Source organism: Pseudomonas sp. ADAK21 (genome assembly GCF_012935735.1).
Classification (GTDB): domain Bacteria; phylum Pseudomonadota; class Gammaproteobacteria; order Pseudomonadales; family Pseudomonadaceae; genus Aquipseudomonas; species Aquipseudomonas proteolytica.
This window is the reverse complement of the sequence record NZ_CP052857.1, coordinates 2,976,147-2,997,391: the sequence shown is the minus strand read 5'-3', so window position 1 is coordinate 2,997,391 and position 21,245 is coordinate 2,976,147. Positions and strand designations below refer to the sequence as shown.

Here is a 21,245-nt window from a genome sequence, read left to right as displayed (position 1 = left end):
GCGTCAATAAACAGTGCTTGCGCAATTTTTAACCCTGGATAGATAATTCACAGCAATAGTTACGACAAAGGCCATCCCCATGAGCAAACTTGACCGATACGACCTGAGTATTTTGGCGGAATTACAGCGCGACGCGAGGATCTCCAACCAGGAGCTGGCCGAGCGGATCGGCCTGTCGCCGTCACCCTGCTCGCGCCGGGTCAAGCAATTGGAAGACGACGGCTATATCTCGCGCCAGGTCGCCCTGCTCGACCGCAAGATGCTTGGCCTAAGCCTCACGGCCTACGTGTTGATCGGCATGGACCGACACACCCCCGAGCGTTTCGAGAACTTCGAAGCGGCCATCCGCACCTTGCCGCAAGTACTGGAATGCAGCCTGGTCACCGGGATGGATGCCGACTATCAGTTGAAAGTGGTGGTGCCGGATATGGATCACTATCAGAAACTGCTGCTGGGCCACCTGACCCGGATTGAAGGGGTGACCAGCGTGCGCTCAAGCTTCGTGCTCAACCAGGTGCTTAACAGCACCGAGTTGCCGTTGACTCACCTGCGTACCTAAGACTCACCACCCAGCTCCTACATTTTGAGCGCGCTCAGGCAGTGACACCTGGGTGCGACGCACCGACGCAGGTCAACGTTGCACCTGCCGCCTTGCCTTATACTGCGCGCCTGCCTTTGTCGGAAACTGCCCAATGAATTCGATTGACCCCGTGCTGTTTGAAGAGTGGATGATGACCGGACTGGTCACTCTCCTAATCGTTTTCATGGGCTTTATCGTCTGGGACCTGGCGAAGAAATCCAAAGCCGGGCGCTTTGGCTCGATGATTCTGTTCTTCGTGCTGGGCCTGGGCGTGGCCGCGTTCATCATCAAGAGCGTGGTGATCGGCCTGATCGAATCCGGGGCGTTATAAGCGCGCCGGCACTTCGCGGTATTGGCCCTGGTCCAGGCCTTCAATCGACCAATCACCGATTTTCACCCGCACCAGGCGCAAGGTCGGCAAGCCCACGGCGGCGGTCATGCGCCGCACCTGGCGGTTGCGCCCCTCGCGAATCACCAGTTCCAGCCAATAGGTCGGCAGGTTTTTACGAAACCGCACCGGCGGGTTGCGCGGCCACAGTTCTGGCTCCTCCAGTCGCCGGGCCTGGGCCGGCAGGGTCATGCCGTCGTTCAACTCCACCCCCGCGCGCAGGCGTTGCAGATGCTCCTCGGTGGGCTCGCCTTCCACCTGTACCCAGTAGGTCTTTGCCAGTTTGTGCTTGGGGTCGGCAATCCGCGCCTGCAACTGGCCATCGTTGGTCAGCAGCAACAGGCCTTCACTGTCCCGATCCAGGCGCCCGGCGGGGTAGATGCCGGGGATATCAATGAAATCCTTGAGGGTCGCGCGCCCGCCTTCGTCACTGAATTGGGTCAGCACGTCGAAGGGTTTATTGAACAGGATCAACTTCGGCTCGGCCGGCGGCGCCTTGGCGACACGGCGAGCAGCGGCATGTGGAGGTTTCACGCCAGGGCGGCGCGAGTCGGGACGGGCAGGACGGGACATGGCAACGGAATATCTAACGGTCAGGACCGACCATGCTAGTGGCCTGACCGTTAAATAACCACCCTGCTATTTAGCGGAACGGCGGCTCGTCAAAGCTGCGCAGTTTGCGCGAATGCAACGAGTTGAGCTCGGTGCGCAACAAGTCCACCGCCTCGATGCCGATCTTCAAGTGCTGGCTCACGGCCCGCTCATAGAACGCGTTGGCCGAACCTGGCAACTTGATTTCACTGTGCAGCGGCTTGTCCGACACACACAGCAAGGTGCCGTAAGGCACCCGCAAACGGTAGCCTTGCGCGGCGATGGTGCCGCTTTCCATATCCACCGCCACCGCACGCGACAGGTTGATCAACGGCCGTTCCTGGGCCCAGCGCAGCTCCCAGTTGCGGTCGTCGTAGGTCAACACGGTGCCGGTGCGCAGGCGTTTTTTCAGCTCTTCGCCCTTCTCGCCGGTGACGTTGGCCGCCGCTTGCTGCAACGCCATCTGCACTTCGGCCAGCGCCGGGATGGGGATGTTCGGCGGCACCACGCGGTCGAGAATGCCGTCGCGCCGCATGTAAGCATGGGCCAGCACATAGTCGCCGATGGTCTGGGATTGGCGCAGGCCACCGCAGTGACCGATCATCAGCCAGCAATGGGGACGCAACACCGCCAAGTGGTCGGTGATGTTCTTGGCATTGGACGGGCCGACACCGATGTTGACCAGGGTCACGCCATGGCCGTCGCTGGCCTGCAAGTGGTAGGCCGGCATCTGATAACGGTGCCAGACCACGCCTGCGGCAATGGCAGACGCTTCGCCATGGTCCATGCCTTTTTCGATGATCACGTTGCCCGGCAATACCATGCGGATAAAGCGTGGGTCGCTGCGCAATTGTTCCAGGCCATGGACAATGAACTGGTCGACGTAACGGTGGTAGTTGGTCAGCAGAATCCACGGCTGCACATGCCGCCAATCGCTGCCGGTGTAGTGCACCAGGCGGCGCAGGGAGAAATCCACGCGGGCCGCATCGAAGAGGGCCAGGGGCAGCGGATCGGTGTTTTCCCAGTCATACAGACCATCGGCGATACCATCGGTGGCGGCGGACAGGTCGGTGCTCGGGAACACCCGCGCCAGGGTCGCTGCGGTCACGCCGGAGCCGGCCAACTCGTCGCCCTGCTCCACCACGTACGGGTACGGGATATTCTGCTGGCTGACGCCCACCTCCACCGTCACGGTGAAGTCGTGCATCAGTGGCACCAGTTGTTCCAGCAGGTATTTGCGGAACGCCGCCGGATGGGTGACGGTGACGCTGTAGGTGCCCGGCAACTGCACCTTGGCGTAAGCGCGAGTGGTCTGTGGGACTTCGCCATGGCAGTGGTAGGTCAGCCGCAGTTCGGGGTAGCGAAAGAGCGCACGTTGTGCGGCGTCGGGCTCGACGCGATCCTTGAGGTATTGCTTGAGAGCCTGGTTGAGCGCGCCGGTGGCTCGCTCATGCAGAGCTGCCAGCCGATCCACGGCCTCTTCGGCGGTTTGGACGACAACAAAAGCTTCGGTCACGGTAAGCATCCTGTGTTCTGACGTGCAGGCCTTCATCTTGCCTGCATCGCCGCCAGACGCAAACTCTGAATTGGCATGCCTGGTTATCCACAGGCCGACCTAACCACCTCTGAATTGGAATGCGTTCAAATGTAGGAGCAGGCTTGCCTGCTCCAATTACATGGGATCACGTTTAGGCAGGGGTTGAGCGGGCGACAATGGCCTGCACATCCACACCTCGTGGCAAGGTGCCATACACCCGCCCCGACGACTCACCCAACCGACTGCCGATAAACCCATCGCTGACACTGGCGTTGCCCGCCTCCAGCAACAACTTAGCCTGCAACGCCACGGCGATATCCTCAGTCAGTTGCCGCGCCCGGTACTGGATGTCCTGGGTGTCCATAAACGCCGACTTCAATTGCTCGATATGCCGCGCCAGGCGCTTATCGCCATGCCCATCGCCCAATTCGACGAACAATGTCTCCAGCACCCCTGGCTCCTTCGACAAGGCCCGCAGCACGTCCAGGCATTGCACGTTGCCAGAACCTTCCCACGTTGAATTGACCGGTGCCTCACGGTACAGGCGCGGCAAGATGCTGTCTTCGACATACCCGGCGCCGCCCATGCATTCGGCGGCTTCGTTGATCATGGCCGGCGCGCGCTTGCAGATCCAATACTTGCCCACGGCTGTCACCAACCGGGCGAACTTGGCTTCTTGCTTATCCCCCAGATGGTCCAGCGCCCGGCCCATGCGCAGGCTCAAGGCCAGGGCCGCCTCACTTTCCAGGGCGAGATCGGCCAGGACGTTTTGCATCAAAGGTTGTTCACTGAGCACGCGGCCACCGACCGAACGATGGGCACAATGATGGCTGGCTTGGGTCAGGGCCTGGCGCATCAAGGCGCTGGAACCGACCATGCAATCGAAGCGGGTCATGGCGACCATTTCGATGATGGTCGGTACGCCACGCCCCTCTTCGCCGATCATCCAGGCCAGGGCGCCCCGGAATTCCACTTCGCTGGACGCGTTTGAGCAATTGCCGAGTTTGTTTTTCAGGCGCTGGATATAGAACTGGTTACGCGTGTCATCCGGGCGGTGCCGGGGCAGCAGGAAACAGGTCAGGCCCTTGTCAGTCTGGGCCAGGGTCAGGAAGGCATCGCACATCGGCGCCGAGCAGAACCACTTGTGCCCCACCAATTCATAGGGCTGGCCAGGACCGCCAGCACCCACGGGGTAAGCGCGGGTGGTATTGGCACGCACGTCGGTGCCGCCCTGTTTCTCGGTCATGGCCATGCCGATGGTTGCGCCGGCCTTATGGGCGATGCCGACGTTGCGCGGGTCATATTCGGTGTTGAGGATTTTCGCCAGCCAGGTGTCGGCCAGGTCCGGTTGCAGGCGCAGGGCCGGCACGCAGGCGAAGGTCATGGTCAGCGGGCAGCCCGTGCCGGCTTCGGCCTGGCTGTGCAGGTAGGTCAGGGCCGCTCGGGCGACATGGGCGCCCGCCTGGGGATGGGCCCAGGGCAGCGACGGCAGGCCATGTTCAACGGCGGTGCGCATCAGTTGGTGATACGCCGGGTGGAACTCCACCAGGTCAATGCGGTGACCATAGCGATCATGGCTGCTGAACACCGGCTTGTTCTGATTCGCCAGGAACCCGGCCTCCATCAGCGGCCCGCCCGCCAAGGCGCCATAGGCATCGATACGCGCCTCGGCCCAGCCCGCGCCAAAGCGCCGCGACCATTCCTGCAGGGGCAGGTCGAGGCGATACAGATTAGCGCCGTCCAAGGACCGCGGCTGGTTGGTGACGTCGTGGGTTTCGGCGAACTGGTGCAGATTCATGACGGGCCTCCTGATAAAAGGCCACGCTGATTGAGGCCTTGAATTCAGTTAAGCATCGTCACTGCGCTTAAAAAAGTGGCATATGCGCCTAACTGCCGGCGCTTTCGCCCTCTAGCGGGCACAGCAGGCGCCGCTGCAATACGGCCTGCAACAGCTCAAAACGTACTGGTTTGAGCAACTGCTCGGAAAGGCCAATGCCATGACAATGCTGGCGTGCGCCGCCCAGGGAGTCACTCAGGCCGATCACCGGCAGTTCAGCGCAGCCGGGCAAGGCCCGGATCTGGCAGCACAGGGAGAAGCCATCCTCGGGCACATCCAGCAACACCGCATCAAACGCCCCATCCTGCAGCATGGCCAGGGCCACGGGGCCGCTGTCTGCCACTTTTACCCGGTAACCGAGCTTGAGCAACATGCCGCGCAAGACCAGTTGCGTGACGCTGTTGTCGTCCACCAGCAGTACCGTGCAATCCTGGGGTGCGCGGTGCAGATCCACGGCCCGGGCCGGCTCCGGTGGCACCGCAATGACGGCCACCTCCAACTGGAAACGGCTGCCTTTGCGCGGCTCGGAATGATGGGTCAGGCGCCCGCCGAGCAATTCGATCAACTGCCGGCAGATCGCCAGGCCAATGCCGAGGCCGCCATATTCACGAGTGGTCGAGCCATCCACTTGGAAGAAGCGCTGATACAGGGTCGCTTCATCCAGGTGCGCAAAACCGATTCCGGAGTCGGTGACGATAAAGGTCAGATCCAGATGACCATCAGGCCGCGGCACGCCCACCACCCGCAGGCGCACGGCGCCTTCATGGGTGAACTTGAACGCGTTATCCAGCAGGCATTCCAGGCACTGCATCAGCTTGCCTGCGTCGCCCTCCAGGCGATCGGGCAACTGCCCCGCCACATCGATGGAGAACTCCAGGCCCTTACCTTGGGCATTACCCTGGAATTGCTGGCGCAAGGTATCGAGCACCCCGCGCAGGCTGAACACTTGCGCCTGCGCGCTGAGCCGGCCGGCTTGCAATTCGGTGAGGGTGAGGATGCCATTGACCATGCGCATCATGTCCCGCGCCGAGCCGGCGGCGGTGTGCTGGTATTGCGCCAGGTCCCCGGCCAGGGGCACGGTCTGCATCAACTCCAATGAACCAATCACCCCATTCATCGGCGTGCGCAGTTCATGGGTCAGGGTCGCGAGGAATTCGTCTTTCAACTGGTTGCTGTGGGCCAGTTGCTGGTTGAGCACTTCCAGTTTCTGGCTGGCATCAAACAGGATTTGCGCCTGCTGTTCGCGCATCGCGTTGATTCGATCGGCCAGGGCCAGGGACAACAGGGCGACTTCGATGGCCGAGCCGATCTGGCTCGCATACATGGTGAGAAACACATTGGGCAGGTAGCCCAACACCATCATCGTGTTCACCACCCCGCCGATCAGGAACGCCGACCAGGCGATGATGAAATACCGCGCCACGCGCTGGCCGCAGCACCAGGCCTTGATCCCGGCGACAAAGATGGTCACGGTGAAAACCAGGGCCAGCGCGGTCGCCAGGCGCAGGGCCAGGGCGTAGCTGGTCATGAGCGACAACAACATCACCACCGCCCCCGTGCCCACCAGCACCAGCAGCAACCGGTCCAGCCAACGACTGTAGAGGGCGGTGTGCAAGAAGCTGCGGGCAAACAGGCTGCCGAACAACGCCGACGCGCCGATCAGGAACGGCGTCGCCGCATTCGCCCACCAGGGGTTGTCGGGCCAGAAATACTCGACCGCCGCGCCATTCACCGAGAGCTGGTACATGCCGAACGAGGCGATATAGAGGATGTAATAGAGGTAACTGGTGTCGCGCACGCTGAGGTAAATGAACAGGTTGTACATCAGCATGCCCAGCAGCACTCCATAGATCAGGCCCAGCACATAGAGGCGCAGCGGCTGGTCTTCCAGGTACGCAGTGCTCGACCACAGCGTCAACGGCGCCTGGATCGAACCTTCGCTCTGCAGGCGCAAATAGAGTGTTTTCTGTTCACCCGCCTTGAAGTCGACAGTGAACAGGTAGTTGTTCTGGCGAATCTCACGGCTGGCAAAGGGCAATGCATCCCCGGTGCGCCCGGCCAGGCGATAGCCACCGGCATCGTCAGGGACGTACAGCTCCAGATGATCAAGGGGCGGATAGGCCAGCTCCAGCAGCCAGGTGCGCTGGGCCTGGGGATCCTTGGGCAGGTAATGCAGGTCGACCTTGAGCCAGAACGCCGAGCGTGAATAGCCGGCATTGAGGGTGTCTTTATCATGGCGGGTGTAACGAGTGGCCATTAGCGCAGAACGGGCATCGGCAATGGTGACGCTACCACTTGGGTCTTCGAGTACTTGCATGACCCGGCCCAAGGGAAGGCTTCGGGTGGCCTCGTTGAACTCGACGGCGCCGGCCAGCAGCGGCAGCCCACACAAGAGAAACATCAGCAAATAGCGCATAGAGCCCCAGCGTGGCCTGTCCGGTTATGTCAAAAGCCCCCCATTCCTTTTGAGAAGACGTACACCGGCGATACATTAAGTTGTTTGGATCCACTTTAGCATAGCCGGTAAAGGCCAAAAGACACCATTGAAATAATTTTCCGGATGGCTCTAGGACGGGACTTTCAGAGCATAAATTGCTGAAAATGAATGATAGCCCGTAGCCATCTTTCCAAGTATTTCCCCATGAAATACAGGCGCCGCCCGACAGCCACGCAAAAAGCGTTTGGTGGTAAGCTCGCGCACCATGAATATCTACAGCTCTCGTCCCGTTGTCCTCTGTCTCTCCGGCCATGATCCCAGTGGTGGCGCCGGCTTGCAGGCAGATATCGAAGCCCTGCTCGCCCAAGGCTGTCACGCGGCCCCGGCCGTGACCGCGCTGACCGTGCAGAACACCGTGAATGTCAGTGACTTCCGCGTGCTCGATCGTGAGTGGGTATTGGCCCAGGCCAACGCCGTGCTTGGCGACTCCGAAGTCGCGGCGGTCAAGCTGGGCATGCTCGGCTCTACGGTGATGGTTGATACCGTGGTCGAACTGCTACAGCAGCATCCGCACCTGCCGGTAGTCTGCGACCCGGTGCTGCGCGCCGGTGGCGGCGGCAGCCTGGGCAAGGATGAAGTCGGCTATGCGATGCGCGAGCGGCTGTTGCCGTTATCGCTGATTGCCACGCCCAACCTGCCTGAAGCACGCATCCTCGCCGAACTGCCCGATGGCACGGCAGACGAATGCGCCGAGAAACTACTGCCGTTCATCAAGCACCTGTTGATCACCGGCGGCCACGGCGACGAGCATGAGGTGCACAATCGCCTGTACAGCCGCGACGGCACGCGCCGCACTTTCACCTGCCAGCGCCTGCCCGGCAGCTATCACGGCTCCGGCTGCACCTTGGCCAGCGCCCTCGCCGGTCGCCTGGCCCAGGGCGAAGGCCTGGCCAGCGCCGTGGAGTCGGCACTCAATTACACTTGGCGCACCCTGCGGGACGCCGAACAACTGGGCCAGGGGCAGTTTGTGCCGCGTCGCCTGCCACTGGATTTCTGTTCGTAATATCAAGGGGCCTGCTCGATGAAACTACGTGGCCTGTATGCCATTACCGACAGCCAACTATTGGCCGGTAAGTTCCTGTCCTACGTCGAAGCTGCGCTGGAAGGCGGCGTGACCTTGCTGCAGTACCGCGATAAAAGCAGCGACGAGGCCCGCCGCCTGCGCGAAGCCGAGGCCCTGCGTGAACTGTGCTCACGCTACAAGACCCAGTTGATCATCAATGACGATGCCGAGCTGGCCGCGCGCCTGGGCGTCGGCGTGCACCTCGGCCAGACCGACGGCCCGTTGACCCCGGCCCGGGCGTTGCTGGGGCGCAATGCAATCATCGGCTCCACCTGTCATAGCCAGATCGAACTGGCTGAACAGGCCGCGCGCGAAGGCGCCAGCTATGTCGCCTTTGGCCGCTTCTTCAATTCCAGCACTAAACCCGGCGCCCCGGCAGCCACCCTCGAAATGCTGGCCCAGGCCCGCGCCCGCTTGCAGGTGCCGATCTGCGTGATCGGCGGCATCTCCCTGGAAAATGCCGCGCCTCTGGTGGAGCACGGCGCCGACCTGCTGGCCGTGGTCCACGGCCTGTTCGGTGCCGACAGCCCCCAGGAAGTGACGCGCCGCGCCCGCGCCTTCAACGAACTCCTTAAATCCTGAATTCAGAGAGCCTGCCCATGTCTCGTTCCGAAACCCTGTTTGCCAATGCCCAGAAACACATCCCCGGCGGTGTGAACTCCCCCGTGCGTGCGTTCAAGAGCGTTGGCGGCACCCCGCTGTTCTTCAAGCACGCCGAAGGCGCCTACGTCACCGACGAAGATGACAAGCGCTATGTGGACTATGTGGGTTCCTGGGGCCCGATGATTCTCGGCCACAGCCACCCCGACGTGCTGGACGCGGTGCGCAAGCAACTGGAGCACGGCCTGTCCTATGGCGCGCCAACCGCCATGGAAACCGAGATGGCGGACCTGGTGTGCTCGATCGTGCCGTCGATGGAGATGGTGCGCATGGTCAGCTCCGGCACCGAGGCGACCATGAGCGCAATCCGCCTGGCCCGTGGTTTCACCGGCCGCGACAGCATCATCAAGTTCGAAGGCTGCTACCACGGGCACTCCGACAGCCTGTTGGTAAAAGCCGGCTCCGGCCTGCTGACCCAGGGCGTACCGAGTTCGGCCGGCGTGCCGGCAGCGTTTGCCAAGCACACCCTGACCCTGCCGTTCAACGACATCGCCGCCGTCGAAAAAATGCTCAGCGAAGTCGGCCAGGACGTGGCGTGCATCATTGTCGAGCCGGTCGCCGGCAACATGAACTGCGTGCCACCGGCGCCGGGGTTCCTCGAAGGCCTGCGCGAGCAGTGCGACAAGCATGGCGTGGTGTTGATTTTTGACGAAGTGATGACCGGTTTCCGTGTTGCCCTCGGCGGTGCCCAGGCTTACTACGGTGTCACACCGGACCTGAGCACCTTCGGCAAGATCATCGGCGGCGGTATGCCTGTAGGCTGCTTCGGCGGCAAGCGCGAAATCATGCAGCACATCGCGCCACTGGGCCCGGTCTACCAGGCCGGCACCCTGTCCGGTAACCCGCTGGCCATGGCCGCCGGCCTGACTACCCTGCGCCTGATCAGCCGCCCGGGCTTCCACGCCGAGCTGACCGACTACACCACGCGCCTGCTGGACGGCCTGCAACAACGCGCCGATGCGGCGGGCATCCCGTTCGTCACGACCCAGGCCGGCGGTATGTTCGGCCTGTATTTCAGTGGCGCCGACGACATCGTGACCTTTGACGATGTGATGGGCAGCGATGCCAACCTGTTCAAGCGCTTCTTCCACCTGATGCTCGAAGGCGGTGTGTACCTGGCACCGAGTGCCTTTGAGGCCGGTTTCACCTCCATCGCCCATGGCGACGCCGAGCTGAAGCTGACTCTGGACGCCGCCGAACGTGCCTTTGCCGCACTGAAGTAAGCCAGCCACAACCTGACGTCGCCCGTGGCGGCGTCAGATTTGCTACCTTGCTTACAGAAATTTCCTTCTTTTTTCGAGAAATCACCTGCAATCCGGCAGATAACTTGCCCACGCAGCAGAAAAACGAGTAAAGACTTTGTAAGCAGAGGTCTGCTTATTTCATAATGCGCGCTTATTGGATCCCCACGTGGCTCCACGCGCCCCGTCAGAGGTAAGTCGATTCCCATGAAACGCACCGGCCGCACCCTGGTTCTGGGCTGCCTGTTGCTCCTTCAACCGCTGCTTGCACTTGCACAAGCGGGCGGCAACTCGTTGTTGATCCCAGCGATGGGTCGCTGCACCCTCAATACTCAGCCAGAAAGCCAGGCCGAGGCGCTGAGCGCCTGCCAGACGCTGGCCGACGGTGGGGATGCGCAGGCGCAATACGAGTTGGGCGAATTCTTCTATGACGACAAAAACCCTGCCCGCGACCTGAACAAGGCCTTGAGCTTCTTCGAGAAAGCCTCGCTGCAGGGCCATGCCCAGGCGCAATTCAAGCTGGGCAGCATGTTCTTCCATGGCGAAGGCGTGCCGGCCAATAACGTGCAGGCGTACATCGTGCTGAAAATGGCCGCGGTCAACGGCGCCGAAGACGCGCTGGACACTGCCGACGAAGTCGCCGAACACATGCAGCGCGATGAACTGGAAGTAGCGACCCAGGTGCTGGGCCAGATTTTCCGCAACTACCTGCAGGAATTGCAGAGTGCGGATGGGCGTTCGCCGTTCTCCCCCCTGCCCTGACTTCAGGGCGATAACAGATACCCCTGTCGATAGGCCTTCGCGCCAGCGACATGGGCAATCGTCATACCCGCCGTCGCCATTCGTCGCACAGACCGGACATATAAGAGCCCTGCCCGCGCACAAGCGACGGGTGTCACGCGGTCTGTGATCGGATCGATAACATCCGCCAGGATCTGCCCCGCTTCCAGGTAATCTCCCACCTGCGCGCAAAACACCATCAAGCCTCCCACCGGGCTCTGCACCGGCTCTACCCCCGCCAACGGTGTTGGCGGGTTGAGCAAGGGCGGAAGCGGCGGCGCCTGGCCATCAATCGCGCCGCGCAGAATCAGGTAGTTGATCAACCCCTGGCAATCCTGCCGCGCAAGCCCGTGATCCACATCGGCGACACCCCGCAACTCCACGGTCACAGCGAACCCAGGGGCCGAAAAGCACCCGGCAAACCGCGCCTGCATCTGCTCCCAGAACAACGTAAAGCACTCATCGAACGATTGCCCACCTGCCTCCTTGGCCAAAAAACAGGCCCTGGCGCCCAGGTAACGGGCCAAGGGCTCCACATGCGGCCAGGAATCCGGCGACAGATACAGGTGCTGCACGGCTTCGAAATCACAATGCAAGTCCAGCACTATATCGGCGTCACAGGCCAGCGTTTGCAGGGTCAAGCGCATGGATTGCAGCTGCGTGGCCGGTACTTGGCTGGCAAGCGTTTGCAACAAAGTCGAACGGATCAGTCGCAGATTGCAGGCGGGGTCATCGCCCAGCAAGCCTTGCACGCGATCGCCGACCTGCTGGCTGACATCCAGGAAGAAACGATTGAAGTTCTCCCGACTGTCGTTATCGAAGCGCCCCTGCGGCACATCCATCAACACTTGCTCCAACCCCAGCGGGTTGGCCACCGGTACCAACACAACCGACCAGCGCAATAACCCTGCCGCTTCCAGGCACGCCAGTTGCTGCTTCAGGTGCCATAAAACCAGCATTCCCGGCAGTTCATCGGCGTGCAGGGACGCCTGGATATACACCTTGCCCGCCGCCTTGGCCGGGCCGTAATGAAAGCTGTGGATCTGGCGCGTCGTACCCGGTACGCCCGCCAGCAAAGGGTGCCTTTGAGTCTGCATATCGGTCTCCTATCGGCCCGCATCCAGAAAGCGCAGCCAACGTCGTTCAGCCAGGCGAAACAGCCCAACCAAGACAAAGGTCACGCCGAGGTAGAGAACCGCAGCGAAACCAAAGGATTGGAAGGTCAGGAAGGTGGCGGCGTTGGCATCCCGGGCAACCTTCAGGATGTCCGGCACCGTGGCCGTGAACGCCAACGTGGTGGAATGCAGCATGAAAATCACTTCATTGCTGTAGTAAGGCAATGAGCGGCACAAGGCCGAAGGCATGATCAGGTGGACATACAGCTTCCAACCGTCAAACCCCAGGGACCGTGCGGCTTCGATTTCACCGCGAGGCATCGCACGAATGGCGCCCGCCAGTATTTCCGTGGTGTAGGCCCCGGTATTCAGGGCGAACGCCAACAGCGTGCAGTTCAGCGCCTCGCGGAAAAACCCGTCCAGCAACGGCTGTTCCCGCACGGCGGCGATGCTGTAGATACCGGTGTAGAAAATCAGTAACTGGATATACAGCGGCGTGCCGCGAAACACATAGGTAAAACCTTGCACCGGCCAACGCAGCCAGCGGCGGCCAGACACCCTGGCGATGGACAGCGGCAGTGCCAACAGCAAGCCTAAACACAGCGAGGCACTGGTCAGCCATAGGGTCATGGCCAGGCCGGTAACTTGTTGACCGTCTGAATAGATGAACGGCCGCCAGTATTCCAGGATCAGCTCAATCACCTTGAAGCCTCCTGTACACCGGCCCCGTAGCGGCGCGCCAACCAGCGCAAGATGGCGTTTGAAATGCTGCTGAGCAACAGGTAGATCAGCCCTGCCAGTATCAGAAAGGCCAGCAGTTGCTGGCTGCTTTTTCCTGCCACCTGGGCCACCTTTACCAAGTCCGCCAAGCCAATGATCGAAACCAGCGCCGTAGCCTTGAGCAAGACCATCCAGTTATTGCCCAGTCCCGGCAGCGCGAACCGCATCATTTGCGGGAATATCACATGCACAAAGCCCTGGCTGAAGGTCATGCCCAGGGCTTTGGCGGCCTGGAACTGGCCGCGGGGCACTGCCAGCAAGGAGCCACGAAAGGTTTCGGTGAAATAGGCGCCGTAGATAAACCCCAGAGTGAGTACGCCAGCGGCGAAGGGATCGATTTCGATGTAGGCCCAGCCCAGCGCTTGCGTCAGACGACTCAAGCCCGTTTGCACCCCATAGAAAACGAACAACATCAACAGCAGGTCCGGCACGCCGCGGATCAGCGTGGTGTAGAGCTGCGCGCAGAGTCGCAAGGTTCTGACCCTGGAGAGCTTGGCACCGGCACCGATCAGGCCGAATGCCAGCCCCAGCAACAGGGACAACAGCGCCAGCTGCAGGGTGACCCAGACGCCGCGCAGCAACAACGGCGCAAAACCTTCCAGGGTCGAGGCGAATTGAGTGAAGGTAGGTAGCATGGTTGCGCCCTCGCTGATCATTGACCGCTGAACATATCCACACCCGGGAAGTAGTGTTCCTGCAACCGGGCATAGGTGCCGTCGGCATGGAGCGCGGCCAATCCTTTGTCGAGCAGCGTTTTCAACCTGCCATTGCCCTTGGCAATGCCGATGGCGCTTCGGGAGGGCATCAACTCGCTTTCAATCAAAGGTCCCAGCACGAAATTCGCGCCTTGGGCGGAACGCAAAAATCCGCTTTGTGCCTGCTGCGCATCTTGAAGGGAGGCTTGCAAACGCCCCGCGACCAGGTCGGCATACACCTGCTCCTGATCGGCATAAGCCACAATTTTCACACCCTGCGGCGCCAGCACTTGCCGGGCGTAGGCTTCCTGGGTACTGCCCTGCAAATAACCCACGGCAGTGCCGCGGGAGAGCTCAGTACCTGGCCGGAACACCATGGCGGAAGGGCTGGAAAAGACCTCCGAGGAGAAATCAATGACTTTCTGTCGCGCGTCAGTGACCGTCATTGAAGCCAGGATCGCATCGATTTTTCCCGCGTTCAGGCTCGGGACCAGTCCATCAAAGTCGCTCTCGACCCACTGACAGCGAACATTCAACTGTTCACAAATGGCATTACCGATATCAACTTCGAAACCTGCCAAAGTTCCTTTATTGTCTTTATAGGCAAATGGCGCATAGTTGGGATCGGCACCGAAGCGGATAACCGCATACTCGTTGGCAAAAGTTGGAAACGTCATAAAGAGTGCGGCGAATAACATCAGGATTATTTTTTTCATTATTGTCTTCCTCGTTATTGATGAAACAGCGGAACGAACTACACCTCGATATAGGGGACTTCTCTGCGTACAACCAGGGAGTCAGCAGGCACATCAAACTCTCGTGCCATTCGATGCCCCGAATACACGGCTGCGGCAATCGTGCCTGGCGCCACGCAGTCGCCGATCAACTTCAGTGTGCTGATACCGGCTGCGTGCACCCGTTCAGGTGCGTTGACCAAGGCCTGATACAAGTCCTGCTCGGGCTCACGGGAGGTAACCAACAACAACGATGCAGCGCTGATGAAGCGTGTGCGGTCGGTGTACACGCAGCTGGCGACCAAGCCTTGCGGCGTACACCGCACTAGCGTATGGGACGGGACGATCGTGATATTCAATTCCAGCAGGCGCCGCTGGATGCGATGTTGTTCAAGGGTGTTGTGAGTCCAGGCGGCCACATCCGCCGCCGGAGTGACGAATATCACCTCCACGCCCCGCGCCACCAAGTGTTCGGCCAGCACGCCGCCCATGTAATAGTGATCGTCGTCGAACAGCAGCACCGGCGACGGTGGCAGGACACCGGCCATCAGGTCGTCCGGCGTCAGCACGGGCAGGCACTCCAGGCCCGATAATGATTGACGCAGGGAACGCCCCAGGCCGTCCCGCCGCCAGTGCGAGCCGGTGGCGATAAACACATGCTCGGCAGCGAAGTCCAGGACGTCCTGGGCCTGCAACGGGCTTTCCCGATAAATCTCAACCGATGCCAGACGGCTCAACGCATCCAGTCGATAGTCGATCACCCGCGCCCAACTCGCCAACCCCGGGAGTTTTGCCTCCAGCGCTACGCGCCCGCCCAACGTGCGCTGGCTGTCAGCCAACGCCACTTCCATCCCGCGCGCCCCCAGAATTCGCGCGCACTCAAGCCCTGCGGGGCCGGCCCCGACCACCAACACCCGCCCGGGTTGCTGCGCACACTTGACCGACTCGGGGTGCCAACCACGTCGCCACTCCTCACCCATGGTCGGATTCTGCGTGCAGCGCAAGGGCGTGCTGGTGTGGTCGCCACTGACACAGATATTGCAGCCGATGCACTCACGAATCTCCTCCGCGCGCCCCTCTTCAATCTTCTTCGGCAAGAAAGGGTCGGCAATCGAAGGGCGGGCGGCGCCAATCAGGTCCAGCACGCCACGGCGGATCAGAGAGACCATAGTGTCCGGCGAAGTGAACCGCCCTACGCCCACCACGGGCTTACGGGTCATGGCCTTAAGCCCCAAGAGAAAGGCCTCTTGGTAACCTTCCGAGGCAAAGCGCGCCGTCACGCTGTCGTTGGACCAATCGGCAACGTTGACATCCCACAAGTCTGGCAAGTCGGCCAGCATCGAAAAGATCTCAGCACCTTCGCCCTCGCGACTCAGGCCGCCAGCCATGTGTTCATCCACCGCCAGGCGTACCGCAACGGCGCACCGATCACCCACGGCATCGCGGGTGTCCTCAATCAATTCGCGTAACAGCCGCACGCGATTTTCCAGTACCCCGCCGTACTCATCGGTGCGGCGGTTATTGCGCGGCGTGAGGAAATGGAACGGCATGCCCAGGTCATGCCCGGCGTACACGTAGATAATGTCAAACCCCGCCTCCCGCGCCCGCAGCGCGGCGGCCCGGTGCATGACCCGCAATTGCTGGATATCGGCCCGGCTCATGGCCCGCGCCTGTACCGGGTCATAACCACGCACCGGCGTATTGGACGGTGCCCAGGGAATTTCCCGGCTGTAGCGGTTGGGCGCGGAATAGCCATTGAACGCCAACTCCACGCCGGCCAGTGAGCCGTGCTGGTGGACCGCCTCACACATGCGTGCCAGCGCCGGAATGTCGCGCTCGTCCCACAGGCGCGCCTCAATGTAGGGAGAGAACTCACTGAGTGGGCTGATTTCACATTCTTCCGTACAGACCACACCCCACCCGCCTTCGGCCTTTATGCCGCGCATGCGTGCCATGGCCGAGGGATGCACATGGCCCATGCCATTACAGTGGGGAACTTGATAAAAGCGATTACGGGTGCGCACCGGGCCAATTTGTACCGGCTCAAACAGAACGTCATAGCGAGGATCGCGCACAGGGCTACTCCCAAACAAGTAAGTTCGTTGATGGCTGCGTTAGAAAAAAACTCGACGTTAACTAATGGGTAGTGTTTAACGGGGCAATAGGATACGAATGCAGATCCATTTCAGGATCGCTTTTTTTCGATTACCCATTAAGTAAAAAGCAGGCGTAAAGTGCGGCTGAAGTTCGGAAAGTCTCACGGCGTTTTATTATTTATGTATTCAGGGCCTGCTCTCTGCATAAACAAAATCTGCTATTTTTCAAACAAAATGTCTATGCATTAGAGCGCAAAATCGGAAACACCCTACAAAATAATTGAATACTACTTTTCAGGCATCGGCATCGGAAACGGCATGACATTGCTCATGCCCCGGGCCTCGCTGATTTTTGGCGTGCCCAGGCGCTCGACTTCATCGATGCGCACGATCGAATGCATTGGCACAAAACTGCGCACCACGCCTTCGAACTGGGCCTTGAGCTTTTCCTCGCCCGGATCGACGACCAGTTGCGTGCGCTCGCCAAAGACGAACTCTTCCACTTCCAGGAAGCCCCACAGATCACTTTGATAGATCTGCTTGGCGTACATTTCGAACACCTGGCCCTGGTTAAGGAAAATCACCTTGTAGATTGGAGCTTCACGTTTGGTCATGGGGGGTGGGCAGCACATCGGCGGATATAAATGAGGGCGCGAACTATAGCATGGCACCCGATGCACAGTGCTAGGAACCAATGGGCATGCCCCCTATAATGTGCGGTTCTTTACCACCAGTTGACGATTCCCATGGCCAAGAAGCTTTACATCGAAACCCACGGTTGCCAGATGAACGAGTACGACAGCTCGCGCATGGTCGATCTGCTGGGTGAACATCAGGCCCTGGAAGTCACGGCTCGCGCCGAAGATGCCGACGTGATCCTGCTCAATACCTGCTCGATCCGCGAACGGGCCCAGGACCGGGTCTACTCGCAACTGGGCCGCTGGCGCGAACTGAAACTGGCCAACCCGGACATGGTGATCGCCGTCGGCGGTTGCGTGGCCAGCCAGGAAGGCGCCGCCATTCGCGACCGCGCGCCCTATGTCGACGTGGTCTTCGGCCCGCAGACCCTGCACCGCCTGCCGGAAATGATCGACGCCGCGCGCATTACCAAGCTGCCGCAGGTGGACGTCTCGTTCCCGGAAATCGAAAAATTCGACCACTTGCCCGAACCACGCATCGACGGCCCAAGCGCTTATGTGTCGGTGATGGAAGGTTGCAGCAAGTACTGCACCTTCTGCGTGGTGCCTTATACCCGTGGTGAAGAGGTCAGCCGCCCGTTCGACGACGTACTGGCGGAAATCATCCACCTGGCCGAAAACGGCGTGCGCGAAGTGACCCTGCTGGGGCAGAACGTCAACGGTTACCGGGGCCAGACCCATGACGGGCGCCTGGCGGACCTGGCCGAGCTGATTCGCGTGGTCGCGGCGGTGGACGGTATCGAGCGCATCCGCTACACCACCTCGCACCCGCTGGAATTCTCCGACAGCCTGATCCAGGCACACGCCGAAGTGCCAGAGTTGGTCAAACACCTGCACTTGCCGGTGCAATCGGGCTCGGACCGCATCCTGTCGGCGATGAAGCGCAACCACACGGCCCTGGAATACAAGTCCAAGCTACGCAAACTGCGCGCCGCCGTGCCGGGCATCTGCATCAGTTCGGACTTTATCGTTGGCTTCCCCGGCGAGACCGAGAAAGATTTCCAGCAGACCATGAAGCTGATTGAAGACGTCGGTTTCGACTTCTCCTACTCCTTCGTCTACAGCCAGCGCCCCGGCACCCCGGCTGCCGACTTGGCGGACGAGACCCCGGAGGAACTGAAAAAGGAGCGCCTGAACGCCCTGCAACATCGCCTTAACCAACAGGGTTTCGAGATCAGCCGACAAATGGTCGGTTCGATCCAGCGCATTCTGGTTACCGATTACTCGAAGAAAGACCCGGGCGAATTGCAGGGGCGTACCGAGAATAATCGGATCGTGAACTTCCGCTGCGATAACCCGACGCTGATCGGCCAGTTCGCCGACGTGCACATCGACGCGGCGCAACCGCACTCGCTGCGCGGCTCGTTGATCAACTGACGGAGCAGATCCGAAGGCAAATGCAGATCAAATGTGGGAGCTGGCTTGCCTGCGATAGCGATGTAACAGGCAGTATCTCTTTTGAACGGGGCGGCCCTATCGCAGGCAAGCCAGCTCCCACAGTGGATCTTCGTTGTTCCTGAGAGCCAAGCCCGTCCATTTAAGTGCTTTCGCACACCGGCGGCTGGCGTTATCCTCTATTTCACCTAAACAGCCAAAGGGCGGCTAAAAGCAACCTTGAACGCACCCATAGCAGAACCCCATCGTTTCCTCCTCGAGCCGTTTGAGGCTCGTCGTTTCGCCAATCTGTGCGGACAGTTCGACGAGCACCTGCGCCTGATCGAACAACGCCTGAGCATCGAGATCCGCAATCGCGGCAATCAGTTCGAGCTCATTGGTGAACCCCAGCACACCACGTCTGCAGAAAACCTGCTGCGTCGCCTCTATCGCGAAACCAAGGGTAGCGAGCTGTCGCCGGAGACGGTGCACCTGTACCTGCAGGAATCAGCCGTGGAAGACCTGGCCAACAACCCGGTGGCCGAAGCCAGCGTGGCGCTGCGTACCAAAAAAGGCATGATTCGCCCACGCGGCTTGAATCAGCAGCGCTACGTCAAGGAAATCCTCGGCAACGACATCAACTTCGGCATCGGCCCGGCCGGTACGGGCAAGACCTACCTGGCCGTGGCCTGTGCGGTGGATGCCCTGGAGCGCGAACAGGTGCGACGCATCCTGTTGGTGCGCCCGGCAGTGGAAGCGGGCGAGAAGCTGGGCTTTCTGCCCGGCGACCTGGCCCAGAAGATCGACCCGTACCTGCGCCCGCTGTACGACGCACTGTATGAAATGCTCGGCTTCGAATATGTAGCCAAGCTGATCGAGCGCCAGGTGATCGAGATCGCCCCACTGGCCTATATGCGCGGCCGCACCTTGAACAACAGCTTCATCATTCTCGACGAAAGCCAGAACACCACGGTCGAGCAGATGAAGATGTTCCTGACCCGTATCGGTTTCGGCTCAACGGCAGTGATCACCGGCGATATCACCCAGGTCGACCTGCCCAAGGGCACCAAGTCGGGCCTGGGCCAGGTCATCGAAGTGCTCAAGGACGTGCCGGGGATCAGCTTTACCCATTTCATGCCCAAGGACGTGGTGCGTCACCCGCTGGTGCAGCGCATTGTCGAGGCCTACGAGCGCTTCGAACACCGCGACGATGGCCTGTCGAAGGACAACCGTCGCGATGCTTGAGCTTGACCTGCAACTGGCCACCCAAGCGCCAGCCCCCAGCGAAGCACAGTTCCGCCAATGGTGCGCACTGGCCCTGCGCCAGCGCACCGCCGACTCGGAACTGACCATCCGCCTGGTGGATGAGCCTGAAGGCCGCGAGCTGAATCACACCTGGCGCCAGAAAGACTACGCAACCAACGTGCTGTCGTTCCCCGCCGATGTACCGGATGAATTGCTGGATATCCCGCTGCTGGGTGACCTGGTGATCTGCGTCGAGGTGGTGGAGCGCGAGGCAAAGGAACAAGGCAAGGCCCTGGAGGCCCACTGGGCCCACCTGGTCATGCACGGCTGCTTGCATCTGTTGGGTTACGACCATATAGATGATGAAGAAGCCGAAGAAATGGAAGCACTGGAACGAACGTTGCTTGCAGAGTTGGGTCACCCTGATCCCTATGCGGACGACGAACACTAATCGACACTCAACTGAAACAATCAAGGATTTAGAGTAATCGCTATGAGCGAAGACCGATCGAGCAACGGGCAAAAGTCATGGCTGGGTAAACTGACCCAGGCTTTTGCCCACGAGCCGAAAAACCGCCAGGAGCTGCTGGAGCTGCTGCGCGAGGCCCATCAGAACAAGTTGCTGGACAGCGAAGCGCTGGCCATCGTCGAAGGCGCCATCCAGGTGGCTGACCTGCAAGTCCGGGACATCATGGTCCCGCGTTCGCAGATGATCAGCATCAAGGCGACCCAGACCCCACGGGAATTCCTCCCGGCCGTGATCGACTCGGCGCACTCGCGCTACCCGGTGATCGGCGAAAGCCATGACGACGTCATGGGTGTCCTGCTGGCCAAGGACTTGCTGCCGCTGATCCTCAAGGAGAACGGCGACAGCTTCAACATCAAGGACCTGCTGCGCCCTGCGACCTTCGTGCCTGAGTCCAAGCGCCTGAATGTGCTGCTGCGCGAATTTCGCGCCAACCACAATCACATGGCCATCGTCATTGACGAGTACGGCGGCGTCGCCGGCCTGGTGACTATCGAAGACGTGCTGGAACAGATCGTCGGCGATATCGAAGACGAACACGACGTCGAAGAAGACAGCTACATCAAGCCGCTGCCCAGCGGGGATTTCCTGGTCAAGGCGCTGACGCCGATCGAGAACTTCAACGAGTTCTTCGATAGCGAATTCTCCGACGACGAATTCGACACCGTCGGCGGCCTGGTGATGAGTGCGTTTGGCCACCTGCCCAAGCGCAACGAAACCACCGAGATCGGCGCCTATCGCTTCCGCATCCTGAATGCCGATAGCCGTCGCATCCACCTGATCCGCCTGACACCTATTGCCCGCTAAG

20 protein-coding genes are annotated in these 21,245 nt (G+C 60.7%); 10 read left to right on the top strand and 10 right to left on the bottom strand.

The features are described from left to right. The first annotated feature begins 79 nt into the window (after positions 1–79). On the top strand, positions 80–559 hold the full coding sequence (locus tag HKK57_RS13570; RefSeq protein ID WP_003176264.1) for an Lrp/AsnC family transcriptional regulator: 480 nt from the start codon (positions 80–82) through the stop codon (positions 557–559). A gap of 142 nt (positions 560–701) precedes the next feature. After that, positions 702–911, top strand: a complete 210-nt coding sequence (locus HKK57_RS13565; RefSeq protein WP_029292208.1) for a DUF2788 domain-containing protein — start codon at positions 702–704, stop codon at positions 909–911. On the opposite strand, the gene HKK57_RS13560 is transcribed toward HKK57_RS13565, so the two are convergent. From HKK57_RS13560 to HKK57_RS13545, 4 genes are all read right to left on the bottom strand, one after another. Beyond that, positions 906–1,541, bottom strand: a complete 636-nt coding sequence (locus HKK57_RS13560) for a pseudouridine synthase (protein ID WP_029292210.1) — start codon at positions 1,539–1,541, stop codon at positions 906–908. The two genes, HKK57_RS13565 and HKK57_RS13560, sit on opposite strands and share 6 nt — an antisense overlap. A gap of 70 nt (positions 1,542–1,611) precedes the next feature. After that, positions 1,612–3,111 (bottom strand): AMP nucleosidase, encoded by a 1,500-nt coding sequence (gene amn, locus HKK57_RS13555; RefSeq protein ID WP_169851182.1) that lies wholly within the window; start codon positions 3,109–3,111, stop codon positions 1,612–1,614. 136 nt (positions 3,112–3,247) lie between these two features. Then, positions 3,248–4,894 (bottom strand): acyl-CoA dehydrogenase family protein, encoded by a 1,647-nt coding sequence (locus tag HKK57_RS13550; protein ID WP_169390282.1) that lies wholly within the window; start codon positions 4,892–4,894, stop codon positions 3,248–3,250. An 88-nt stretch (positions 4,895–4,982) separates the two neighbouring features. Next, on the bottom strand, positions 4,983–7,349 hold the full coding sequence (locus HKK57_RS13545; protein WP_169390281.1) for a hybrid sensor histidine kinase/response regulator: 2,367 nt from the start codon (positions 7,347–7,349) through the stop codon (positions 4,983–4,985). Positions 7,350–7,635: 286 nt separating this feature from the next. On the opposite strand from HKK57_RS13545, the gene HKK57_RS13540 reads away from it, so the two are divergent. The 4 genes from HKK57_RS13540 (at position 7,636) to HKK57_RS13525 (ending at position 11,156) form a co-directional block, all read left to right on the top strand. Then, positions 7,636–8,433 (top strand): hydroxymethylpyrimidine/phosphomethylpyrimidine kinase, encoded by a 798-nt coding sequence (locus HKK57_RS13540; protein WP_038443553.1) that lies wholly within the window; start codon positions 7,636–7,638, stop codon positions 8,431–8,433. 18 nt (positions 8,434–8,451) lie between these two features. Continuing rightward, positions 8,452–9,075, top strand: coding sequence for a thiamine phosphate synthase (gene thiE, locus HKK57_RS13535; protein WP_029292218.1), 624 nt, complete (start codon positions 8,452–8,454; stop codon positions 9,073–9,075). Positions 9,076–9,092: 17 nt separating this feature from the next. Then, a complete protein-coding gene (hemL, locus tag HKK57_RS13530; RefSeq protein WP_029292220.1) occupies positions 9,093–10,376 on the top strand; it encodes a glutamate-1-semialdehyde 2,1-aminomutase in 1,284 nt (427 codons plus the stop codon). A 225-nt stretch (positions 10,377–10,601) separates the two neighbouring features. Then, positions 10,602–11,156, top strand: a complete 555-nt coding sequence (locus tag HKK57_RS13525; RefSeq protein ID WP_029292222.1) for a tetratricopeptide repeat protein — start codon at positions 10,602–10,604, stop codon at positions 11,154–11,156. A gap of 2 nt (positions 11,157–11,158) precedes the next feature. Here the strand turns inward: HKK57_RS13525 and HKK57_RS13520 are convergent, their stop codons facing one another. From HKK57_RS13520 to HKK57_RS13495, 6 genes are all read right to left on the bottom strand, one after another. Continuing rightward, the gene (locus HKK57_RS13520) at positions 11,159–12,271 is read right to left on the bottom strand and encodes a succinylglutamate desuccinylase/aspartoacylase family protein (RefSeq protein WP_169390280.1); all 1,113 of its coding nucleotides are present in this window, start codon (positions 12,269–12,271) and stop codon (positions 11,159–11,161) included. A gap of 9 nt (positions 12,272–12,280) precedes the next feature. Further along, positions 12,281–12,991 (bottom strand): ABC transporter permease, encoded by a 711-nt coding sequence (locus tag HKK57_RS13515; protein ID WP_169390279.1) that lies wholly within the window; start codon positions 12,989–12,991, stop codon positions 12,281–12,283. Next, a complete protein-coding gene (locus HKK57_RS13510) occupies positions 12,988–13,704 on the bottom strand; it encodes an ABC transporter permease (protein ID WP_029292227.1) in 717 nt (238 codons plus the stop codon). The genes HKK57_RS13515 and HKK57_RS13510 overlap by 4 nt, the downstream gene beginning before the upstream one ends. A 17-nt stretch (positions 13,705–13,721) precedes the next feature. Continuing rightward, complete coding sequence (locus HKK57_RS13505) at positions 13,722–14,480, bottom strand: transporter substrate-binding domain-containing protein (protein ID WP_070995647.1); 759 nt, start codon at positions 14,478–14,480, stop codon at positions 13,722–13,724. A gap of 38 nt (positions 14,481–14,518) precedes the next feature. Further along, a complete protein-coding gene (locus HKK57_RS13500) occupies positions 14,519–16,573 on the bottom strand; it encodes an oxidoreductase (RefSeq protein WP_169390278.1) in 2,055 nt (684 codons plus the stop codon). Between the two features lie 308 nt (positions 16,574–16,881). Beyond that, complete coding sequence (locus HKK57_RS13495) at positions 16,882–17,208, bottom strand: DUF1820 family protein (protein WP_003215457.1); 327 nt, start codon at positions 17,206–17,208, stop codon at positions 16,882–16,884. A gap of 132 nt (positions 17,209–17,340) precedes the next feature. On the opposite strand from HKK57_RS13495, the gene miaB reads away from it, so the two are divergent. The 4 genes from miaB (at position 17,341) to HKK57_RS13475 (ending at position 21,244) form a co-directional block, all read left to right on the top strand. Continuing rightward, positions 17,341–18,669, top strand: coding sequence for a tRNA (N6-isopentenyl adenosine(37)-C2)-methylthiotransferase MiaB (miaB, locus tag HKK57_RS13490; protein ID WP_169390277.1), 1,329 nt, complete (start codon positions 17,341–17,343; stop codon positions 18,667–18,669). A 237-nt stretch (positions 18,670–18,906) separates the two neighbouring features. After that, positions 18,907–19,911: a PhoH family protein gene (locus HKK57_RS13485; RefSeq protein ID WP_029292238.1), complete on the top strand. Its 1,005-nt coding sequence runs from the start codon at positions 18,907–18,909 to the stop codon at positions 19,909–19,911. After that, a complete protein-coding gene (ybeY, locus tag HKK57_RS13480) occupies positions 19,904–20,362 on the top strand; it encodes an rRNA maturation RNase YbeY (protein ID WP_029292240.1) in 459 nt (152 codons plus the stop codon). The genes HKK57_RS13485 and ybeY overlap by 8 nt, the downstream gene beginning before the upstream one ends. Positions 20,363–20,404: 42 nt before the next feature. Next, positions 20,405–21,244: an HlyC/CorC family transporter gene (locus HKK57_RS13475; RefSeq protein WP_005791724.1), complete on the top strand. Its 840-nt coding sequence runs from the start codon at positions 20,405–20,407 to the stop codon at positions 21,242–21,244. Position 21,245: the final 1 nt, after the last annotated feature.